This is a genomic window from Tropicibacter naphthalenivorans, from assembly GCF_900176475.1.
In the GTDB taxonomy this organism is placed as follows: domain Bacteria; phylum Pseudomonadota; class Alphaproteobacteria; order Rhodobacterales; family Rhodobacteraceae; genus Tropicibacter; species Tropicibacter naphthalenivorans.
Genome location: NZ_FWXX01000004.1, coordinates 208,169 through 223,535, shown reverse-complemented (window position 1 = coordinate 223,535; position 15,367 = coordinate 208,169). Strand labels below are relative to the sequence as shown.

8 protein-coding genes are annotated in these 15,367 nt (G+C 65.5%); 2 read left to right on the top strand and 6 right to left on the bottom strand.

Going from position 1 to position 15,367, the window contains the following annotated elements:
• Positions 1 to 3 precede the first annotated feature (3 nt).
• From B9A11_RS10910 to B9A11_RS21130, 3 genes are read right to left on the bottom strand one after another with little or no spacing between them, the layout of a single operon-like run.
• Positions 4 to 279, bottom strand: a complete 276-nt coding sequence (locus tag B9A11_RS10910; RefSeq protein WP_058247560.1) for a hypothetical protein — start codon at positions 277 to 279, stop codon at positions 4 to 6.
• A complete protein-coding gene (locus B9A11_RS10905) occupies positions 233 to 691 on the bottom strand; it encodes a hypothetical protein (RefSeq protein ID WP_143595856.1) in 459 nt (152 codons plus the stop codon). Before B9A11_RS10905 ends, B9A11_RS10910 begins: the two co-directional genes overlap by 47 nt.
• Positions 682 to 870, bottom strand: coding sequence for a hypothetical protein (locus tag B9A11_RS21130; RefSeq protein WP_143595855.1), 189 nt, complete (start codon positions 868 to 870; stop codon positions 682 to 684). Before B9A11_RS21130 ends, B9A11_RS10905 begins: the two co-directional genes overlap by 10 nt.
• Before the next feature lie 609 nt (positions 871 to 1,479).
• Here B9A11_RS21130 and B9A11_RS10895 point away from each other — a divergent pair.
• Positions 1,480 to 2,724 carry a lytic murein transglycosylase gene (locus B9A11_RS10895; RefSeq protein ID WP_058247557.1) on the top strand — a complete coding sequence of 415 codons (1,245 nt, stop codon included), beginning with the start codon at positions 1,480 to 1,482 and terminating at the stop codon, positions 2,722 to 2,724.
• Positions 2,725 to 2,728: 4 nt separating this feature from the next.
• Here the strand turns inward: B9A11_RS10895 and B9A11_RS10890 are convergent, their stop codons facing one another.
• Both B9A11_RS10890 and B9A11_RS10885 read right to left on the bottom strand, forming a co-directional pair.
• Positions 2,729 to 10,111, bottom strand: coding sequence for a Hint domain-containing protein (locus tag B9A11_RS10890; RefSeq protein ID WP_058247556.1), 7,383 nt, complete (start codon positions 10,109 to 10,111; stop codon positions 2,729 to 2,731).
• Positions 10,112 to 10,341: 230 nt separating this feature from the next.
• Positions 10,342 to 11,940 carry a hypothetical protein gene (locus tag B9A11_RS10885; protein ID WP_058247555.1) on the bottom strand — a complete coding sequence of 533 codons (1,599 nt, stop codon included), beginning with the start codon at positions 11,938 to 11,940 and terminating at the stop codon, positions 10,342 to 10,344.
• Positions 11,941 to 12,100: 160 nt separating this feature from the next.
• Between B9A11_RS10885 and B9A11_RS10880 the strand changes: the two genes are divergently transcribed.
• On the top strand, positions 12,101 to 13,156 hold the full coding sequence (locus tag B9A11_RS10880; protein WP_234988798.1) for a phosphatase PAP2 family protein: 1,056 nt from the start codon (positions 12,101 to 12,103) through the stop codon (positions 13,154 to 13,156).
• Between the two features lie 104 nt (positions 13,157 to 13,260).
• Here B9A11_RS10880 and B9A11_RS10875 read toward each other — a convergent pair whose 3' ends face one another.
• The gene (locus tag B9A11_RS10875) at positions 13,261 to 15,309 is read right to left on the bottom strand and encodes a S8 family serine peptidase (RefSeq protein WP_058247554.1); all 2,049 of its coding nucleotides are present in this window, start codon (positions 15,307 to 15,309) and stop codon (positions 13,261 to 13,263) included.
• Positions 15,310 to 15,367: the final 58 nt, after the last annotated feature.

Genomic DNA, 15,367 nt, shown 5'->3' with positions numbered 1-15,367 from the left:
ACCTTAGTGGATGCAGATTTCCCAAGCATCCTGCCCAAGGTTGGCCTGCGCGTCGGGGGATTCCGGACCTTCGGGCAAAAGGCAATTGCTCGTGGTCTTGGCCCAATACCCCATGTACATCCAGTCCGGCTCGCCGGGGAAGGCGGCCCAGACGTCGGCCGAGCCCGCCCCATGCGCCGCCACGAACAACGAGGGGTTTTCGTTCGCGGTGTCCGCGATTTCCATGGCAAAGCTATAGCCCGCGTCCGGCACCGCGCCGGTAAAGGTGCAGCGATACATCTGGGTAAAGCCCATCTTGCAGTTGCCGATCCCGCTTTCGCCGTTGGCCATGCCGAACAGGATGTCCAGCGTGCTGGCCTGCGGCTTGGTCGGGGCAGGCCGCGAGGGCGCCGCGCGATTGGCCGGGGCGCTGCCCGCATTCCTCGGCCTTGAGCATCGCCGCCGTCGAGCCGGTCAGCGACCAGTATTTCATCGGGCCATCGCCGTTGATCTGCACGCCAAACTCGCGGCCCGCCTTGATCAAGGGGATCTCGGCGGCGCTGATCTCGCGCATGGCCACGCCGCTGTCAAAACCGAATTGCGCGTCGACAGAGGCTTTGCCGATGTCCACGACCCCGCCGCCAAAGCGCCCGCCTTGGTTGGTGTTGAGCCACATCTCCCAGGTGCCGGACTGGCTAAGTGTCAGGACCAACAACTCGCCGCGCTCGACCTTGCTGGCCCGCAGCCGGCAAAGCTGCCGTCCAACTGGATGCTGTTCACGTCCCAGCCCTTGACCGTGGCATAGGGTGTTTCGACCATCTGAGCGCTGACCGGTCCCGCAACCAGCGCCATCAGTGCAAGCCCCACGGGGTTCAGAAGTTGTTTGATCATCGACGCGCTGCGCCTCCGTAAAAATATGATGTATCTAATGAAATCCACTCTGCTCCCGCTCCTGTCGAAGGGCAAGCCTGATCGGACACCGTGCGTGATCTGGCGCACAGGCCTGCCGTCTCCTTGGGTTCTTGGCGCAGGGCGATTTGTTTGGGCGAAATGTTGCCGGAAATATAATGGGTAGCTGATATGTACGATTGGGTAGTTTCTTTCGACCGGTCGCTCCGCTACATGGCTTGAGTGTTGAAGACAAAGCGTTTTGTGCCTCGGATCATGGGAATTTCCCCGTGTTCGGAGTGGCAGAGTCCGGCTATCCGGGATCTGCCAAGCGCACCAAAGCGCGAACTAAGAAAGAATACGAATGAACGTCAGGCTGTTCCAGTGCTCGTGTAATTATCATCTTCGGTTCGGAGCATCCTCTTGTTCGTATTGCTTCAAGCCCACCCCGATCTGGAACCGCTACGGGTTCACCATCGGCATGGTTGCGGTGCTTGCGGTGGTTCTTGCCTTGGTCTTCTCGGCCTGATCGGCGCTTCTTTGCTCGGGTAGTTGCGGTTCCTTGCGCCCCTGCGCTAGCGTGACGTGAAACGTCAGAGCAGGGGACGCGGTATGGTGGTGACGAGACGGGTTTTCACGCTGGGGCTTTCGGCGAGCGTTCTGTCGGGCTGCGTGGCGGGCGGTGCGCCGCAGGTGGCGCGGCCTGATCCGGCGCTAGAGGCCGGTTTGCGCCCGCAGCCGAATGCGTCCTATGACGCGTGGGTTGCTGCCTTTCGCAACCGGGCCAAGGCGCGCGGCATCACCGAAGCCACCTTGCGCGCGGCCTTCCGGGGGCAGGGCTATCTGCCCGGCGTGATTGAACGCGACCGCAACCAGACCGAATTCAAACGCTCGCTCGAAGATTACCTCGCCATCGTCGCGCCAGAGGACAAGGTGACCTTTGGCAAGCGCGCCTATGCCCAGCAACAAAGCGCTTTGCGCAAGGTCGAGGCGGCGTATGGGGTACAACCCGAAGTCTTGGCGGCGATCTGGGGGCTGGAAAGCTATTTCGGCACCAAAAAGGGCAAGATCCCGGTGATCTCGGCCACCTCGACCTTGGCTTGGGAAGGGCGTCGGGGGCGGTTCTTTGAATCCAACCTGATGGACGCCCTGCGCATCGTCCAGAGCGGCGACGCGCAGCCTTCGCAACTGGTGGGCAGCTGGGCCGGGGCCATGGGGCATACGCAGTTGATCCCCAACGCCTATCAGGCCAACGCGGTCGATTTCGACAAGAACGGCAAGCGCGACATCTGGTCGAACAACCCCATCGACGCCTTTGCCACCACCGCGCGGTTCCTGTCGCGCGCCGGGTGGCGGCGCGGCGGATTGTGGGGGCTGGAGGTGCGGGTGCCAGATGGCTATTCCGGCCCGGTGGGGCGCAGCGCAAAGCGGTCCGTGGCCGACTGGCGCGCTGCCGGGGTGCGGCCCGCGGCGGGGGGCAGCTTGCCCGATCATGGCGCGGCGGGTTTGCTGGCGCCCATGGGGCTGGGCAAGCCGACGTTCCTGGTGTTTCGGAACTTCGACATGATCCTGCGCTACAACCCGTCCGAGAACTATGGCTTGGGTGTGGGCTATATGGCTTCGCGCCTTGCGGGGGGCGGGCCTTTGCGCGCCGATTTTGGCCCGGACCGCTATGGGCTGACGCTGGAGGACCGCAAAGCCTTGCAAAAGGCGCTGACCCGCAAGGGGTTTGACGCGGGCACGCCAGACGGGGTCATCGGCAAAAAGACCGAAGCCGCCATCGCAGGCTATCAACGCGCAACGGGCCTGCCGGTGACCGGCAAGCCCTCTGCCGCTTTGCTGCGGGCGCTGACCTGACGGTTTACGCCTCGGTCAGCAGCCGGGCCTGGAACGCCTTGAGCGACATGCGCGCGGCGCCATAGGCCTCTTGCCCGCTGGATTTCGCCAGTTCCGGGAACAGCGCCAGCAGTTCCGCGCGCTGGTCGGTGTCCAGCCCCGCCAAGGACAGATCCCCCGGCTGGAAGCTTTCGGTCCACGTCCCGTCGGACATCACCAGCTCGTGCCGGTCGAACATGAAGTGCACGTAGGTGACCCCGGCCTTGGGGCAGACCTGTTCGATCCCCGGACGCCCGACCAGATGGCAGGCGGCGACAAGCACCTCTTCTTCGCCGAACAGCAGCTGGATGGCCGCGCCCGACATCACCACGCGGTGCTGCGGCGAGACAACCATGTCGCGTTCCGGCATTCCCCGGCCCAGCGCGCCTGCCGCAATGCGGATGGGTTGCAGGGCAGCGTTGGCCGAAATTTCCAGCCCGGTCAGGGGTTTGGACCCCGCCCAGCGCACCGTCTGATAGCCGTTGTCGCGGGTCAGAACCACGTCGCCGGGCTTGATGTCGGCGGCGTCCACCTCGCCCGAGGCGGTCTTGATCATCGTGCCCGGCGTAAAGCAGGGCGTGTAGTTGATGGTCTCGATCTCCGAGAAGGTCAGGACCGATCCGTCGAGCCACGTGACCGTGCCATCCTCGGCGCCGGTCATGGTGATGGTGGCGGGGCCGGTGATGTTCAGCGTGTCGCCCACCGTCTCGCCGGTCTCGCCGCCGGTGATGGTCGCCGGGGTGCCGTCCATGTCGGCCGCGTCGACAAAGAACGTGTCGTCCCCGTCGTCGCCCGTCGCGGTATCGCCAGACCCCACGGTCAGCGTATCGTCGCCAAGGCCGCCCGTCAGGCTGTCGTCGCCAAGCCCGCCGGTGATGCTGTCGGCGTCGCCGCCGCCGTCGATGGTGTCGTCTCCATCGCCGCCGTCCAGCGTATCCGATGAGGTGCCGCCAAGGATGCTGTCCGCGCCGAGCCCGCCAAAGATGCTGTCGGCGCTGTCTTCGCCGTCGAGGGTATCGTCGCCAGAGCCGCCGATGATGGTGTCGCCGCCGTCGCCGCCAAGGATCGTCAGACCAAGGGTGTCTGCTGTCCCGTCAACGCTGTCGCCGCCTTCGGTCAGTTGCAGGGCCTCGATCTCGTCGAACAGCGCGGAGTTTGTGCCATCGGTGACGATGCCGTTTTCGTCTCCTAGGAAGGTGACGGTCAGCGGCGCGGTCACCGCGCTGGCGTCCAGCGTATCGTTGTCGGTGCCGGTGGTGACCGTCTCGCCGCCCGCGATCGTGTCGCTGCCGAACCCGTCTTCGAGCACGATCAGGTCTTCGTCAGAGCCGCCGGTGATGCTGTCGTCGCCGGTGCCGCCCAGCAGGGTATCGACGCCGTCGCCGCCCAGCAGGGTGTCGCCGCCATCGCCGCCGGTCAGGCTGTCGTCGCCTGCCTCGCCCAGCACCGAGTCGTCGCCTGCGCCCGCGGCGACCTCGTCGTCGCCGGTGCCCGCTTCGACGGTGTCATCGCCCGCAGCAGACTGGATGGTATCCGCGCCGTCCCCGGCCAAAACGCTATCGCCCTGGATGCCGCCGACGCCGTCGCTGTTGTCGATCAGATCGCCGTCCGGGTCCCCGAGGTAGGCCGAGTCAATCAGCTCGCCCGCCGCTGTGCCAGAGACGATGAAGTCCCCGCCAAAGGGCGGGATGCCCATGGCCTCCAAAGCGGCTGGGGCCGAAACCGCCGCAGGCAACACGCCCACAAGGGTGATCGCTTCGCCATTGGGGAAGGTCAGGATCGCGTCGCCGGTGCCATCGCCGTTGGTGTCGGTGACGGTCACATCGCCGGTGTTGACCGGGTTGCCGTCCAGATCGTTCAGGCCCGTCACGTCGAGCAGATCGTTGCCCGAGTAGGCGCCGCCCCCCAGATCGGTGGGCGCCTCGAAGCCCGAGATCAGGTCGTTGCCCGACCCGTCCGCGAGGATCACAAGGTCTTGTTCTCCATCGCCAGCGCCAACGTCGATTTCATCGTCGCCCGCGCCGCCTTCGACGGTGTCGGCCCCGGTCGAGGTCACGAGGCTGTCGTTGCCGTCGCCGCCCGAGACCGAGTCGTTGTCGAAGCCCGAGAAGATCGTATCGTCGCCGCCGCCCGCGATGATCGTGTCATCACCGAAGTTGCCGATGATATGCTCGGCCCCGGCAGAGCCGATGACGCTGTCGTTGCCGGTCCCCATCTGGAACCGTTCGATTTCCTCGAAACTGGTGGTGTTGGTGCCATCGGTCAGGGTGCCGGTCTCGGCCCCCGTGAAGGTGATGGTGATGTCATCGCCCAGCGTGGAAAAGTTGATCCGGTCGCCCAAGGTCTCGCCGGTCTCACCGCCGACGATGCTGTCGTTATCCAACGCCACGTCGAGGTAAATCTCGTCGTCGCCGCCTTGGCCAAGGATCGTGTCGTCCCCTGCGCCCGCGTCGATGCTGTCGTCGCCGTCGCCTGCCTCGATGCTGTCGTCGTTCGAGCCGTCGGAATAGTCGTTGTTGTCAACGATGTCGCCGTCCGGGTCGCCTGCATAGCCGGTGTTGATGGTATCCGCCGCCGCCGTGCCCGAGATGATAAAGTCGCCCGCCGCCGTGGCCGGGATGCCAATGCTTTCGAGCTGCGCCGGGGTGCTGACCTGCGCGGGCAACACGCCCACGAGGGTGATCGCCTCGCCGCCGGGGAAGGTCAGGATCGCATCGCCGGTGCCGTCGCCATTGGTGTCGGTGACCGTGACGTCTTCGGTGGTGACGGGGTTGCCCGAACCATCGGTCAGGGCGGTCACGTCCAGCTGGTCGTTGGTGGTGCCGTCGCCGCTGTCGGTCAGGTCAAACCCGCTGACGGTGTCGGTGCCGCCACCATTGGCCAGCGTCAGCGTATCGCGCCCGCCGCCCAGCGTGATCGTCTCGATCTCGGTAAAGGTCAGCGTGTCGGTGCCATCGGTGACGGTGCCGCGTTCCCCGTTGGTGTCGGTCAGGTCGAGGGTCAGATCGGAGGTCACACCGGACAGGTCCAGCGTATCGCCCGCCGTCTCGCCGGTTTCGCCACCGACCACCGAGTCGTTGCCAAAGCCGTCGTTCACAAGGATGACGTCATCGCCGCCCTGGCCAAGGATCGTGTCGGTGCCTGCGCCTGCGTCGATGGTATCGGCGCCGTCGCCCGCTTCGATGCTGTCGTTGTTGCTGCTGTCGGAGTGGTCGAGGTTGTCGACGCGGTCGCCATCGGGGTCACCCAGATAGGTGCCGTCGATCAGCTCGCCCGCCGCTGTGCCCGAGACGATATAGTCGCTGCTGCCCATGGGCACGCCGATCGCCGCCAGCTGCGCCGGGGAGCCAAGGCTGGCCGGGACCACGCCCAGCAGGGTGATCGCTTCACCACCGGGGAAGGTCAGCACCGCGTTGCCGGAGCCATCGTCGGTCACAACCACGTCGTCGGTGGTCACCGGGGTAAAGCCATCCGAGGTCAGACCGGTCAGGTCCAGCTGGTCGTTGCTGGTGCCATCGCCGCTGTCGGTCAGATCAAAGCCGCCGATCGTGTCGGTGCCGCCACCGTCGCCCAGCACAACCGTGTCGCGCCCACCACCCAGAGAGATATTCTCGATCTCGGAAAACGCGATGGTGTCCGCGCCCGAGGTAACAGTGCCTTGTTCCGGGTCGACGTTGGTCAGGTCCACCGTGGTGTCGGTGGTGACCATGCTCAGGTCCAGCGTATCGTCGTCCACGCCGCCTTCGCCGCCGACGATGGTGTCGTTGCCAAAGCCGTCCTGAACTTCGAAGACGTCGGCATCGTCGCCGCCGCTGACGCTGTCATTGCCGGTGCCGCCGCGCAAAGTATCCGCGCCGGTGCCGCCGGTGATGATGTCGTCGCCCGCTTCGCCCCAGATGACGTCGTCGCCCGCGTTGCCATCGGCCGAGTCATTGCCCGCGCCCATGCCCACCTGATCGCCGCCATCGCTGCCCAGCAGGGTGTCGTTGCCCGCGCCAAGGCCGAAGGCTTCGATCTCGGTAAAGGAAATGGTGTCGGTGCCGTCGCTCAGCGTGCCTTGCTCGGGGTCGAGCGGTGCCACGGTTTGCAGATCCAGCGTCAGGTCAGAGGTGACCAGCCCGGCGTAAAGCACATCGCCAATGCCGTCTTCGGTCGTCTCGCCGCCGGTGATCGTGTCATTGCCAAAGCTGTCCTCGATCAGGAAGGTGTCGTCACCACCGCCGCCGGTGATGCTGTCCGCGCCATTCTCGGAATAGATCAGGTCGTCGCCGTCGCCCGCGATGATCGTATCCGCGCCGTCGCCGGAATAGATCGTATCGTTGCCCGCGCCACCGTCCAGCAGGTTGCCGCCCGCGTGCTTGATGATGTCCTGATCGTCGATCAGGTCGTTGCCGTCGCCGCCCAGAACGGTGCTCGCGCCTTGGCCGAAGTAGATCGTGTCGTCGCCTGCGCCCGCGTCGATGTTGGTCCCTGCGGTGTCAAGGATCGCGTCCACGCTGTCGTTGCCAGAGGTCAGCGTCAGCGCTTCGATCTCGGCAAAGCTGAGGGTGTCGGTGCCATCGGTGGCGGTGCCGACCTCGTCGCCGGAATAGGTGACGGTGATCGGCACGGTCATGCCGGAGAAATCGATGCGGTCCTCGTCGGTGCCGGTCGTGACCGCCTCGCCGCCCACGATGGTATCCGCGCCAAAGCCATCGTCCACAAAGAAGGTGTCTTCGTCCGCGCCGCCATCCAGGCTGTCGGCCCCGGTGCCGCCGGTGATCAGGTCCGCGCCGTCGTTGCCCAGCAGGGTCTGGTCCGCTGTAGAGGCTCCCGCATCCAGCGTGTCGTCATAATCGGTGCCGCTGACGGCCTCGATTTCGGTAAAGGTCCAGCTGCTGGTGCCAAAGGTGCCGCTGGCGGCCTCGTCCCCGGTAAAGGTCGCATCGACCCCGGTGCTGCCACCCGCCCAGTTCTGGAAGTCCACGAGGTCAAGGTCGGTGCCGCCTTCGCCGCCGGTGATCGTATCGCCAAGGTGGTCGTCCGCCGCGATGAAGGTATCCGCGCCGTCGCCGCCGGTCATGACGTTCGCGCCCAGCTGGCCATCAAGGTAGTCGTCGCCGGTGCCGCCGCTCAGCGTGTCGTCGCCCATGCCGGTGACGATGCTGTCATTGCCCGCGCCGCCCTCGACGCTGTCCGCGCCCTGACTGGTCAGCAGCGTGTCATCGCCGCCATTGCCGAACACGGTCTGCGGGCCAAAGACGCCGCTGCCGTTAAAGGTGTCGGCGCTTTCGGTCAGATCGAAGCCTTCGATCTCGGTGAACGACACGGTGTCCGCGCCATTGACCACGGTCCCGGCCTCATCCGCCGTGGCGGTAACCGTCACGCCATTTGTGACGGCGGTAAAGTCCAGCGTGTCAAAGTCGGTGCCGGTGGTGGTCGTCTCACCGCCGGTGACGGTGTCGTTGCCGTGCCCGTCCTCGAAGGTAAAGAAATCCGCGTCGGCGTCGCCGTTCAGAATGTCCGCATCCGCGCCGCCGTTGATCGTGTCCGACCCGTCGCCACCGTTGATGGTGTCGCTGCCTGCCATACCATAGATCAGGTCGTCGCCGGTGCCGCCGTCGATGCTGTCGTTCTGGCTTTCAGGGGTGGCCGAAATGACCGTCGGCGCGCTGGAAAAGTCGTTCGCCGAGAAGGCATAGTTCGTGCCCACCCCGCGCGAGGTGACCGTAAAGACAAGGCTTTGCTGGTTGGTATAGGCGAACTGCGCCCAGTGGTTTTCGTCTGCTGCCCCCGAAGAGGTGCCGTCCGAGCTGGCAGAGAGCGCCTCGCCATCGTCGGCAGCGCTGAGGTTGGTGGCGGGCGAAGCCGACAGGGCGACGCTTTGGACGTCGGCAGACTGCGCCGTGACCGATTCGGCCAGGGTGTCGATGTCCTGGAAGGTGAACGCGCCGGTCAGCTGCACCGGCTCGCCGGTGGCTTGGTCAAAGAACTCAAAGGCGACGGTGACGCCGGACCCCGAGTCCGCCACGTTTGTGGCGTTAATGTAGAACGAGTTGGCGTTGAAGGTGATGTCGATGTCGGGGTTGTCCGCGTCGATCACGGTCATCTTGGCTTGGATGACGGTGCCGTCGCTGGACGTGCCGATGTTGTCGTAGATCGCGAACTGGCCGATGGCCCCGGTGCCCGTGTCGCCGGTGGAACTGATCGAGCTGAAGTCAAAGGTCGCCAGCGTGCCGACATTGGTGCCCAGATCCGCGTCATCGCCGTAGATCGTGTCGTTGCCGCCGCCGCCGATCAGCGTATCAAGGCCAGAGCCCCCCGCGATCTGATCCGCGCCATCGCCGCCGTCCACGTAATCCGCGCCGGTACCCGCATCGACGGTATCATCGCCGCCGCCCGCGGTGATGGAATCGGTGCCGCTGCCGCCCCAAAGCTGGTCCGCGCCCGCGTCCGAGGTCAGCGTGTCCGCGCCGTCGCCGCCCATCAGGGTGTTGTTGCCCCCGGTGGCGCTGGCGGTCTCGTCGCCGCCGCCGAGGTTGACGAAGTCGTCGCCGTCGATGCCGGTGACCGTGTCCACACCCGCGCCGCTGGACACCACGTCGCTGCCGCCGCCCAGCATGATGCTGTCCGCGCCATCGGCGGTGGAAATCGTGTCGTTGCCCGTGCCGCCCAGCACCGTGTCGTCGCCGCTGCCCGCTGCGATTGCCATGCCGCCCGCGTCCAGCGTGGCATCAATCGAGTCGGCGAAATCGGTGCCCGAGATGGCCTCGATGTCCGAAAAGGTGCCAGAGGCGGTCGCGCCGCCGTCGGTATAGGTGCCCGCGCCGGTGCCGCTCAGCGCGACGGTCGCGCCGGTGGTAAAGCCCAGCGACAGGGTGTCATTGTCGGTGCCGCCGCTGCCGCCGTCGATGGTGTCACTGCCGTCGCCATCGGACAGGTAGACGATGTCCGACCCGTCCCCCGCCAGCACGCTGTCCGCGCCGCTCGCGACAAAGATCGTATCGTCCCCGGTGCCGGTGTCGATCGTGTCGTTGCCAGCATTGTCGACGACCACGTCATCGCCGCCGCCCGCGACAATGTTTTCATCGCCAGTGCCGCTGTCGATGGTGTCATTGCCCTGACTGCCAAGGATCGTGTCAAAGAAGTCAAAGACCGTCCCGCCGCCAAGGCTCGCGCCATAGGGACCACCCGTCGCGCTCGCGTCGCCGACGACAAAGATCGTCGCGCCGTCGCTGATGGTGACTTCGCCCAGGGTTTCGTTGAAATTGACGGTGTATCCGGAACCGAGGCCCGAGAAATCCAGCGTGTGACCGCCAGTGGCCTCACTGATCCCCGACCAAAAAACCGCCGAGTTCCAGTTGGTTGTCGTTACCGTATACGTCGCCATGAGCGTTCCCTACCGATTACCGGCAAAGCACAGTGCCGCGTCCCGGCGCCCGGGCAGGGGCGCAAAGACCGCAGTGCTTTGCAGTCGCATTTCAAAGTCGTCGGGCATGGTGGCCCGCGTCCTAGAAACGCTGGAAATGTGTCCTGTTTGCGGAAGGAACTGGGTAAACCGGGGGTTTCATCAGGCCGATTTCAGGGAATTGGCCACAATTGTTTCGGGTTTGAATCCAGTTACAGAAGGGCGCGGATCGGTTCCAACAGCCCCTTTTTGCGCAGGGTGCGCACGGGATAATTGTCATCGTTTACAAGGCGATCGAGCGAAAAGCCCGGTTCGATCTTGGCCATCTTGTCGGCGACCTTCTGGGCCTTGTCCAACTGCCCTTCGAGCGCATAAAGCGCCAAAAGATGGCGGTGCGCCGGGCGCGACAGGGGGGCGGCACGGGCGGCGGCCTCTCCGGCCTCGATGGCTTCGGCGGGGCGGTTGCAGGCGATGGCGATCACGCAATGCCCGGTGTCCCACCAGTGCTTGAACGGCGAGGTGCGCGCGATGCTGCGTGCCCGCGCCGACATGGCCAAGGCATCCTCGGGGCGGCCCGCGATCATGTTGGCCTCGGCCAGCGACACCCACGCATAGGCCGACGCCGGGTTCGCCTCGACCGCCAATTCGGCCAGTTCCAGACAGCCCGCCGGGTCGCGGAAAATGCTGCCGCGCATCTTGGCCACGATGGCGTTGACCAAGGGGTTGCCTTCGCTTTGTTCCATCGCCAAATGCTGAAGCTCGGTGGCCTCGTCCAGCAGTGCCTCGACGTTGGTTTCGGCGCGTTCCATGATCTGGATCGAGCGGATCAGGCTGGTCCAGGCCAGATAAACTCCGTTGTTGTCCCGCTCATGCGCCTGTTTCATCAGGCCGTAGGCTTCGCGCAGCGAATCCTGTTCAAAGCTGAACATCCGGTACATTCCCAGGCGCGAGAGCGCCGTGGCGCGCGCCTCGGGGCGGGCATTGTCCAGCACCTGCGGAAGCTTGCCCATGATCTGGTCGGTCGCCTCAAAGATCGTGCGGCCCATGGTTTCGTCGCAGTCCAGAACACCGCTCAGATCGCCGACCTTGGTCAGCTTGGAGTACAGGATCCGGGCGCTGGGTTTGTGCAGCGCCTTGACGAAAACCGCGTGGCCGTTGCCTTCGGCGATCAGCTGGCAATCGACCTGAATGTCGGTGGCGGTCAGATCCGGGGCGTCGTCGTCCTGTGATTGTCGCCAGGCGCGCACTTGCTCGGACACGCCTTCGCCGATGCGGTTGGCCATGACGTCGGCGGCCAGCCGTTCGTGGCCGGTGTCGCTGTCGGTGATCGCCCGGCAGTGGATCAGGATGCCGCGCGCGTCCTGCGGCGCGAATCGCGCGATTTTGGACTGAAGCTCGGCCCGTTCGGCGCGCAGCCAGTCTTCGAATTCGGGGTCGCGCACGTCCAGCCCTTGCAGCAATTCGCTGCGCTCGTCCAAGGGCATCTCGCCATCGTGCAGATCGACCCAGACGCGCGACGCATCCAGCGACACCGACGCCCGGTCGGCGACCAAAATATCGGCATAAGTCCCAAGGCTTGCGCGGATTTTGGACAGCGCCTGACGCAGGTTCGCGCTGGCTTGCTCTGGGCCGAAGGTGCTCCAGAGTTTGTCTTCGATCCAGCGGCGCGGGCGCGTCATGTCGCTGGACAGGGCCAAAAGCACCAGCAACGCCTGATTTTTCGCGCCTTTGGGGGTCAGGCAACGGCCCTGCGCCTCGATGTTCAGCGCACCGAGCACGTGAATTTCCAAAAGGCCGTTTTCGTTAACCATTGCTCAACCAATTCGTGTGTCCCAGAATGCTACCACTGGCCGTGCGGCGCAACAATGTTCGTGAATTAAACGTTAATGGTGGGCGGACAGGGGGCTTGGGCTTTGACCGGGCGCGCGTGGGCGTCGCAAGCTGAGACAAAGCATTTTCAGGAGAGATATTGTGTCGAAATACGGTTGGGATGGCTGGGATGGTTGGGACGGCTGGGATGGCTGGGACGGTTGGGATGGTTGGGACGGTTGGGACGGCGGCAAAGGGCGCCGCGCCTCGGCTGGGCCGCTTGCCTCGGCCCGCGACGGCACGGTGGGCCATTGGGACGGCACGCCTGACCGCGCCAACAAGCCCGCGCGCGACGCCTGGACCGCGTTCAAAACCATGGGCGTCAAGCCCAAGCGCATCGTCTTTGACCAAGCCTTGGGGGCGATGTTTGGCGTCTCGCTGAATGCGGCGGCGGACACGGGGACGGTGTCTTGTGGCGATCAGACCCTCGTGACGCTCAAGAAACCGGGCGTTGATCTGCTGCGGACCAAGCAGCTGCCCTACCTGCGCACCTACGCCGATCTGCGCCGCGACCGGGTGGGCGAGATCGGGGCGCAAATCAGCGACATCCAAAGTTTTTACGCCATGGTCAGCTATATGTCCGGCGCGGCCACCCCGTGGACCATCGCGCTGAACATGGGGGTGCTGCGGCTCGCGCAAACCCTTGAGATGCCGCTGAAACATGGGCTGGACGTGCCGCGCCCGATCACCATGACGCATAAGGTGCAGCCGATCATCCAGACACCGGGGCATGGCTCTTGGCCGTCGGGGCACGCGACCGAAGCCTTTGCCACCGCGACGCTGTTGTCGCGCCTCTTTTACGACGAGGCGTTCAACCCCGTCGCCGGGATCGGCGCGCAGACAGAGCTGTATCGCCACGCCGCGCGCATCGCCATGAACCGCACGGTGGCGGGGGTGCATTTCCCCACCGACAGCATGGCCGGGGCGGTGCTGGGTGTGACGCTGGCCGAAGCCTTGGTGCGTTTGCTGGATGGCGAAACCGAAACCACGGCGCGTGTCTATCACGGCGACAGCTACGAGGGCGACTTTACCCTCGCGGCGCTGGCGGATGCGTTGGACGACAGCGCGGTGGTGTCCAGCTCGACCGTGACGCTGACCGCCGAGATGGTCCCGGCGTGGCTGCGCCAGATGTGGGCCGAAGCGAAATCCGAGTGGTAACCAGTTTACTGTGCTGCGCGAGGAGACTTGCGCATGGTGTGTGGAAAAGCCGGGGCCTTGCGCCCCGGTTTTTTTGTCTGCTTCGGCTGTTTAGAACGGGGACATTAGAACCGCGACAGGCGGCGGTGCGGCTCTTGCACCAGATAGGTGCCCAAACGGCTGGCCTGATCGGGCGGGACGGCGATTCGCGCCACCTTGGCGGTGTCCAGATCGTCCGTATGCAGGGTGTTGCCCCGCTTGGCGTTGCGCTTGATCCGCTCGGCGGACAGCCCCAGCGCGCGCGTCAGCCGCGCAGCCGCAGCGCTGGTGCCGTTCAGCACGTGGGTGGTGCCGGAAAACGTGCCCGCGGCCAGCACGCCGGGCAGAAACTGCGACTCTTCGGCGAGGGTGGACACGGTTGGTCCGCTGACGGACCACGCCGCGCCTTCGCCAGAGTAGGGCGCGGCGCGATAGTTCTCTGCCGTGTCCGCGGCGGTGCGCGGCGCGTGTTCCGCCGCCCCCACGCAAAAGACTTGTCGCGCGGTCGAGGAGGCCAGCGCCGAGTGGCTGCCCGCATAGCAAAGCGGGCCATCCGCGGCGGGGCGACGGTAGGACGCGCTGCCCGTGTCCCACTCATAACCGCTTGGCGCGTCCAGATAGGATTGCCGCCCGCGCGCGCCGTGCAGATCGTCGTCCCGCTGGACTTGGACCACCACCTGCGCGGTGCCTTTGCCCGTGTGTTGGACCGCAACCTGCCACGCGCCGGCGGGGGCGCACGGCTCGGTGGGTTTGCGGTTTTCGGTCGGGGCCAGCGCCAGAACGTAATGGCCGGGCGAGACGATGCCTTGGCCAAAGTCGCGTGCCGCCACGTGATACAACCGCGCGACCGGCGCGCCGTCCTTTTCCAGCGAAGCCATCTGCCCCGGTTCCAGCGTCAGCGGGCCAGAGCTTTGCCCCCCCGGCGTCGTCACCATGAGGGCCAGCGCGCCGCAGTTTTGCCCCGGCGTTCGGATTTCCATGTAGTTCGCGGTCTGATCGCAGGGCTGGGCGCGCCAGGTGACGGCCTGCGCGGTCTCGGTGCAGGTGATCTGCCCGACCAAGCGGCCAAGCCGGTTGTTGCCAAAGGCCCAGACCAGCCGCACGGGCTGGCCGGTAACGGTTTCCCAATGCGCGGCCTCTTGGGCCATCTGGTATTCGGCAAAGCGGGTGCCGTCCTTTGGCCCCGCCAGGAAGCCCAGAGAGATGTTGACCACCACCGGGGCGTCCGGGTTGACCTTCGCCGCCTGACGCAAGATCCAACGCAGCCCTTGGATCAGATAGCTTTCCATCCGCGTCCCAGAGGTATCCTCGATCGCCTGCGGGGGCAGTTGCACGCCAAGCAGGGGCCAATCGCGCACCGGATCGGCCGCATCCGCAGGGTCGGCTCCGGCGGCGAGGTCCAGCATATGCGTGCCGTGGCTGCGCCCCCGCTCGACCGCGCGCGGGCTGTCCGCGCCGTAAAGATCTGCGTTCAGCTTGGCATAGCTTTCGGCCTCAACCCCTTGGAAAAGCGCGGTGATCTGATCGCGGCTCAGCACCTTGCCAGAGACCACGTGATGCGGACCGGTCCCGCGCTGCTCAAGCGTCTGAAGCCACAGGGCGTGAAAGCGCGAGACCTGCGCGCCGTCCGGCAAAGTCCGCCGGAACCGAGCGTTCAAAAAGCCCAGACCGTCGTCAAGGATCGCGATGATCGGCGCGTCTTGGGTGTCGGCAGGGGGCGGCGCGGCGGGGGCCAGCGTTTGCGGTGACGCCTCTGCCAGCCGCACGGGCACGCCCGTGTCGAGCACCTCGAACAGGGCGGCGTGGTCGCTGTCCGGCGTGCCGACCCGGCGATACAGCGCGTATTCATCGGGCAGATCGCCGTGCGTATCGGGCGAGTCGATCCGGTCGTTCAGGGTCGCCAGCTCATGCGCGTCCATCAGTAGCGGCGCAGAGACATCCTGGACCAGATCGCGCAGGCTTTGCCGGGCAAAGACCGTCCCAGAGGTCAAGCGGACAAAGATCGGCTCAAAGTCGGTGCCCGCCGACGGGCGCGCCGGATGCAGCGCGTCGCGGCGTTTTTCCACCAGGCGCGACCAATCCAGATAGGCGTCCTGAAACGCACCAGCGCGCGCGGGGGTCCACGTCATTGCCATAAGAATACCTGCCTAAAATACATCCAATGGATGCAATGAGACGAACATTCGTAAATGC

Excerpts from the sequence above, each read along its gene's own strand:
- B9A11_RS10910 (WP_058247560.1), bottom strand. The coding sequence starts at position 279 with ATGTATCGCTGCACCTTTACCGGCGCGGTGCCGGACGCGGGCTATAGC.
- B9A11_RS21130 (WP_143595855.1), bottom strand. The coding sequence starts at position 870 with ATGATCAAACAACTTCTGAACCCCGTGGGGCTTGCACTGATGGCGCTG.
- B9A11_RS10895 (WP_058247557.1), top strand. The coding sequence starts at position 1,480 with ATGGTGGTGACGAGACGGGTTTTCACGCTGGGGCTTTCGGCGAGCGTT.
- B9A11_RS10890 (WP_058247556.1), bottom strand. The coding sequence starts at position 10,111 with ATGGCGACGTATACGGTAACGACAACCAACTGGAACTCGGCGGTTTTT.
- B9A11_RS10885 (WP_058247555.1), bottom strand. The coding sequence starts at position 11,940 with ATGGTTAACGAAAACGGCCTTTTGGAAATTCACGTGCTCGGTGCGCTG.
- B9A11_RS10875 (WP_058247554.1), bottom strand. The coding sequence starts at position 15,309 with ATGGCAATGACGTGGACCCCCGCGCGCGCTGGTGCGTTTCAGGACGCC.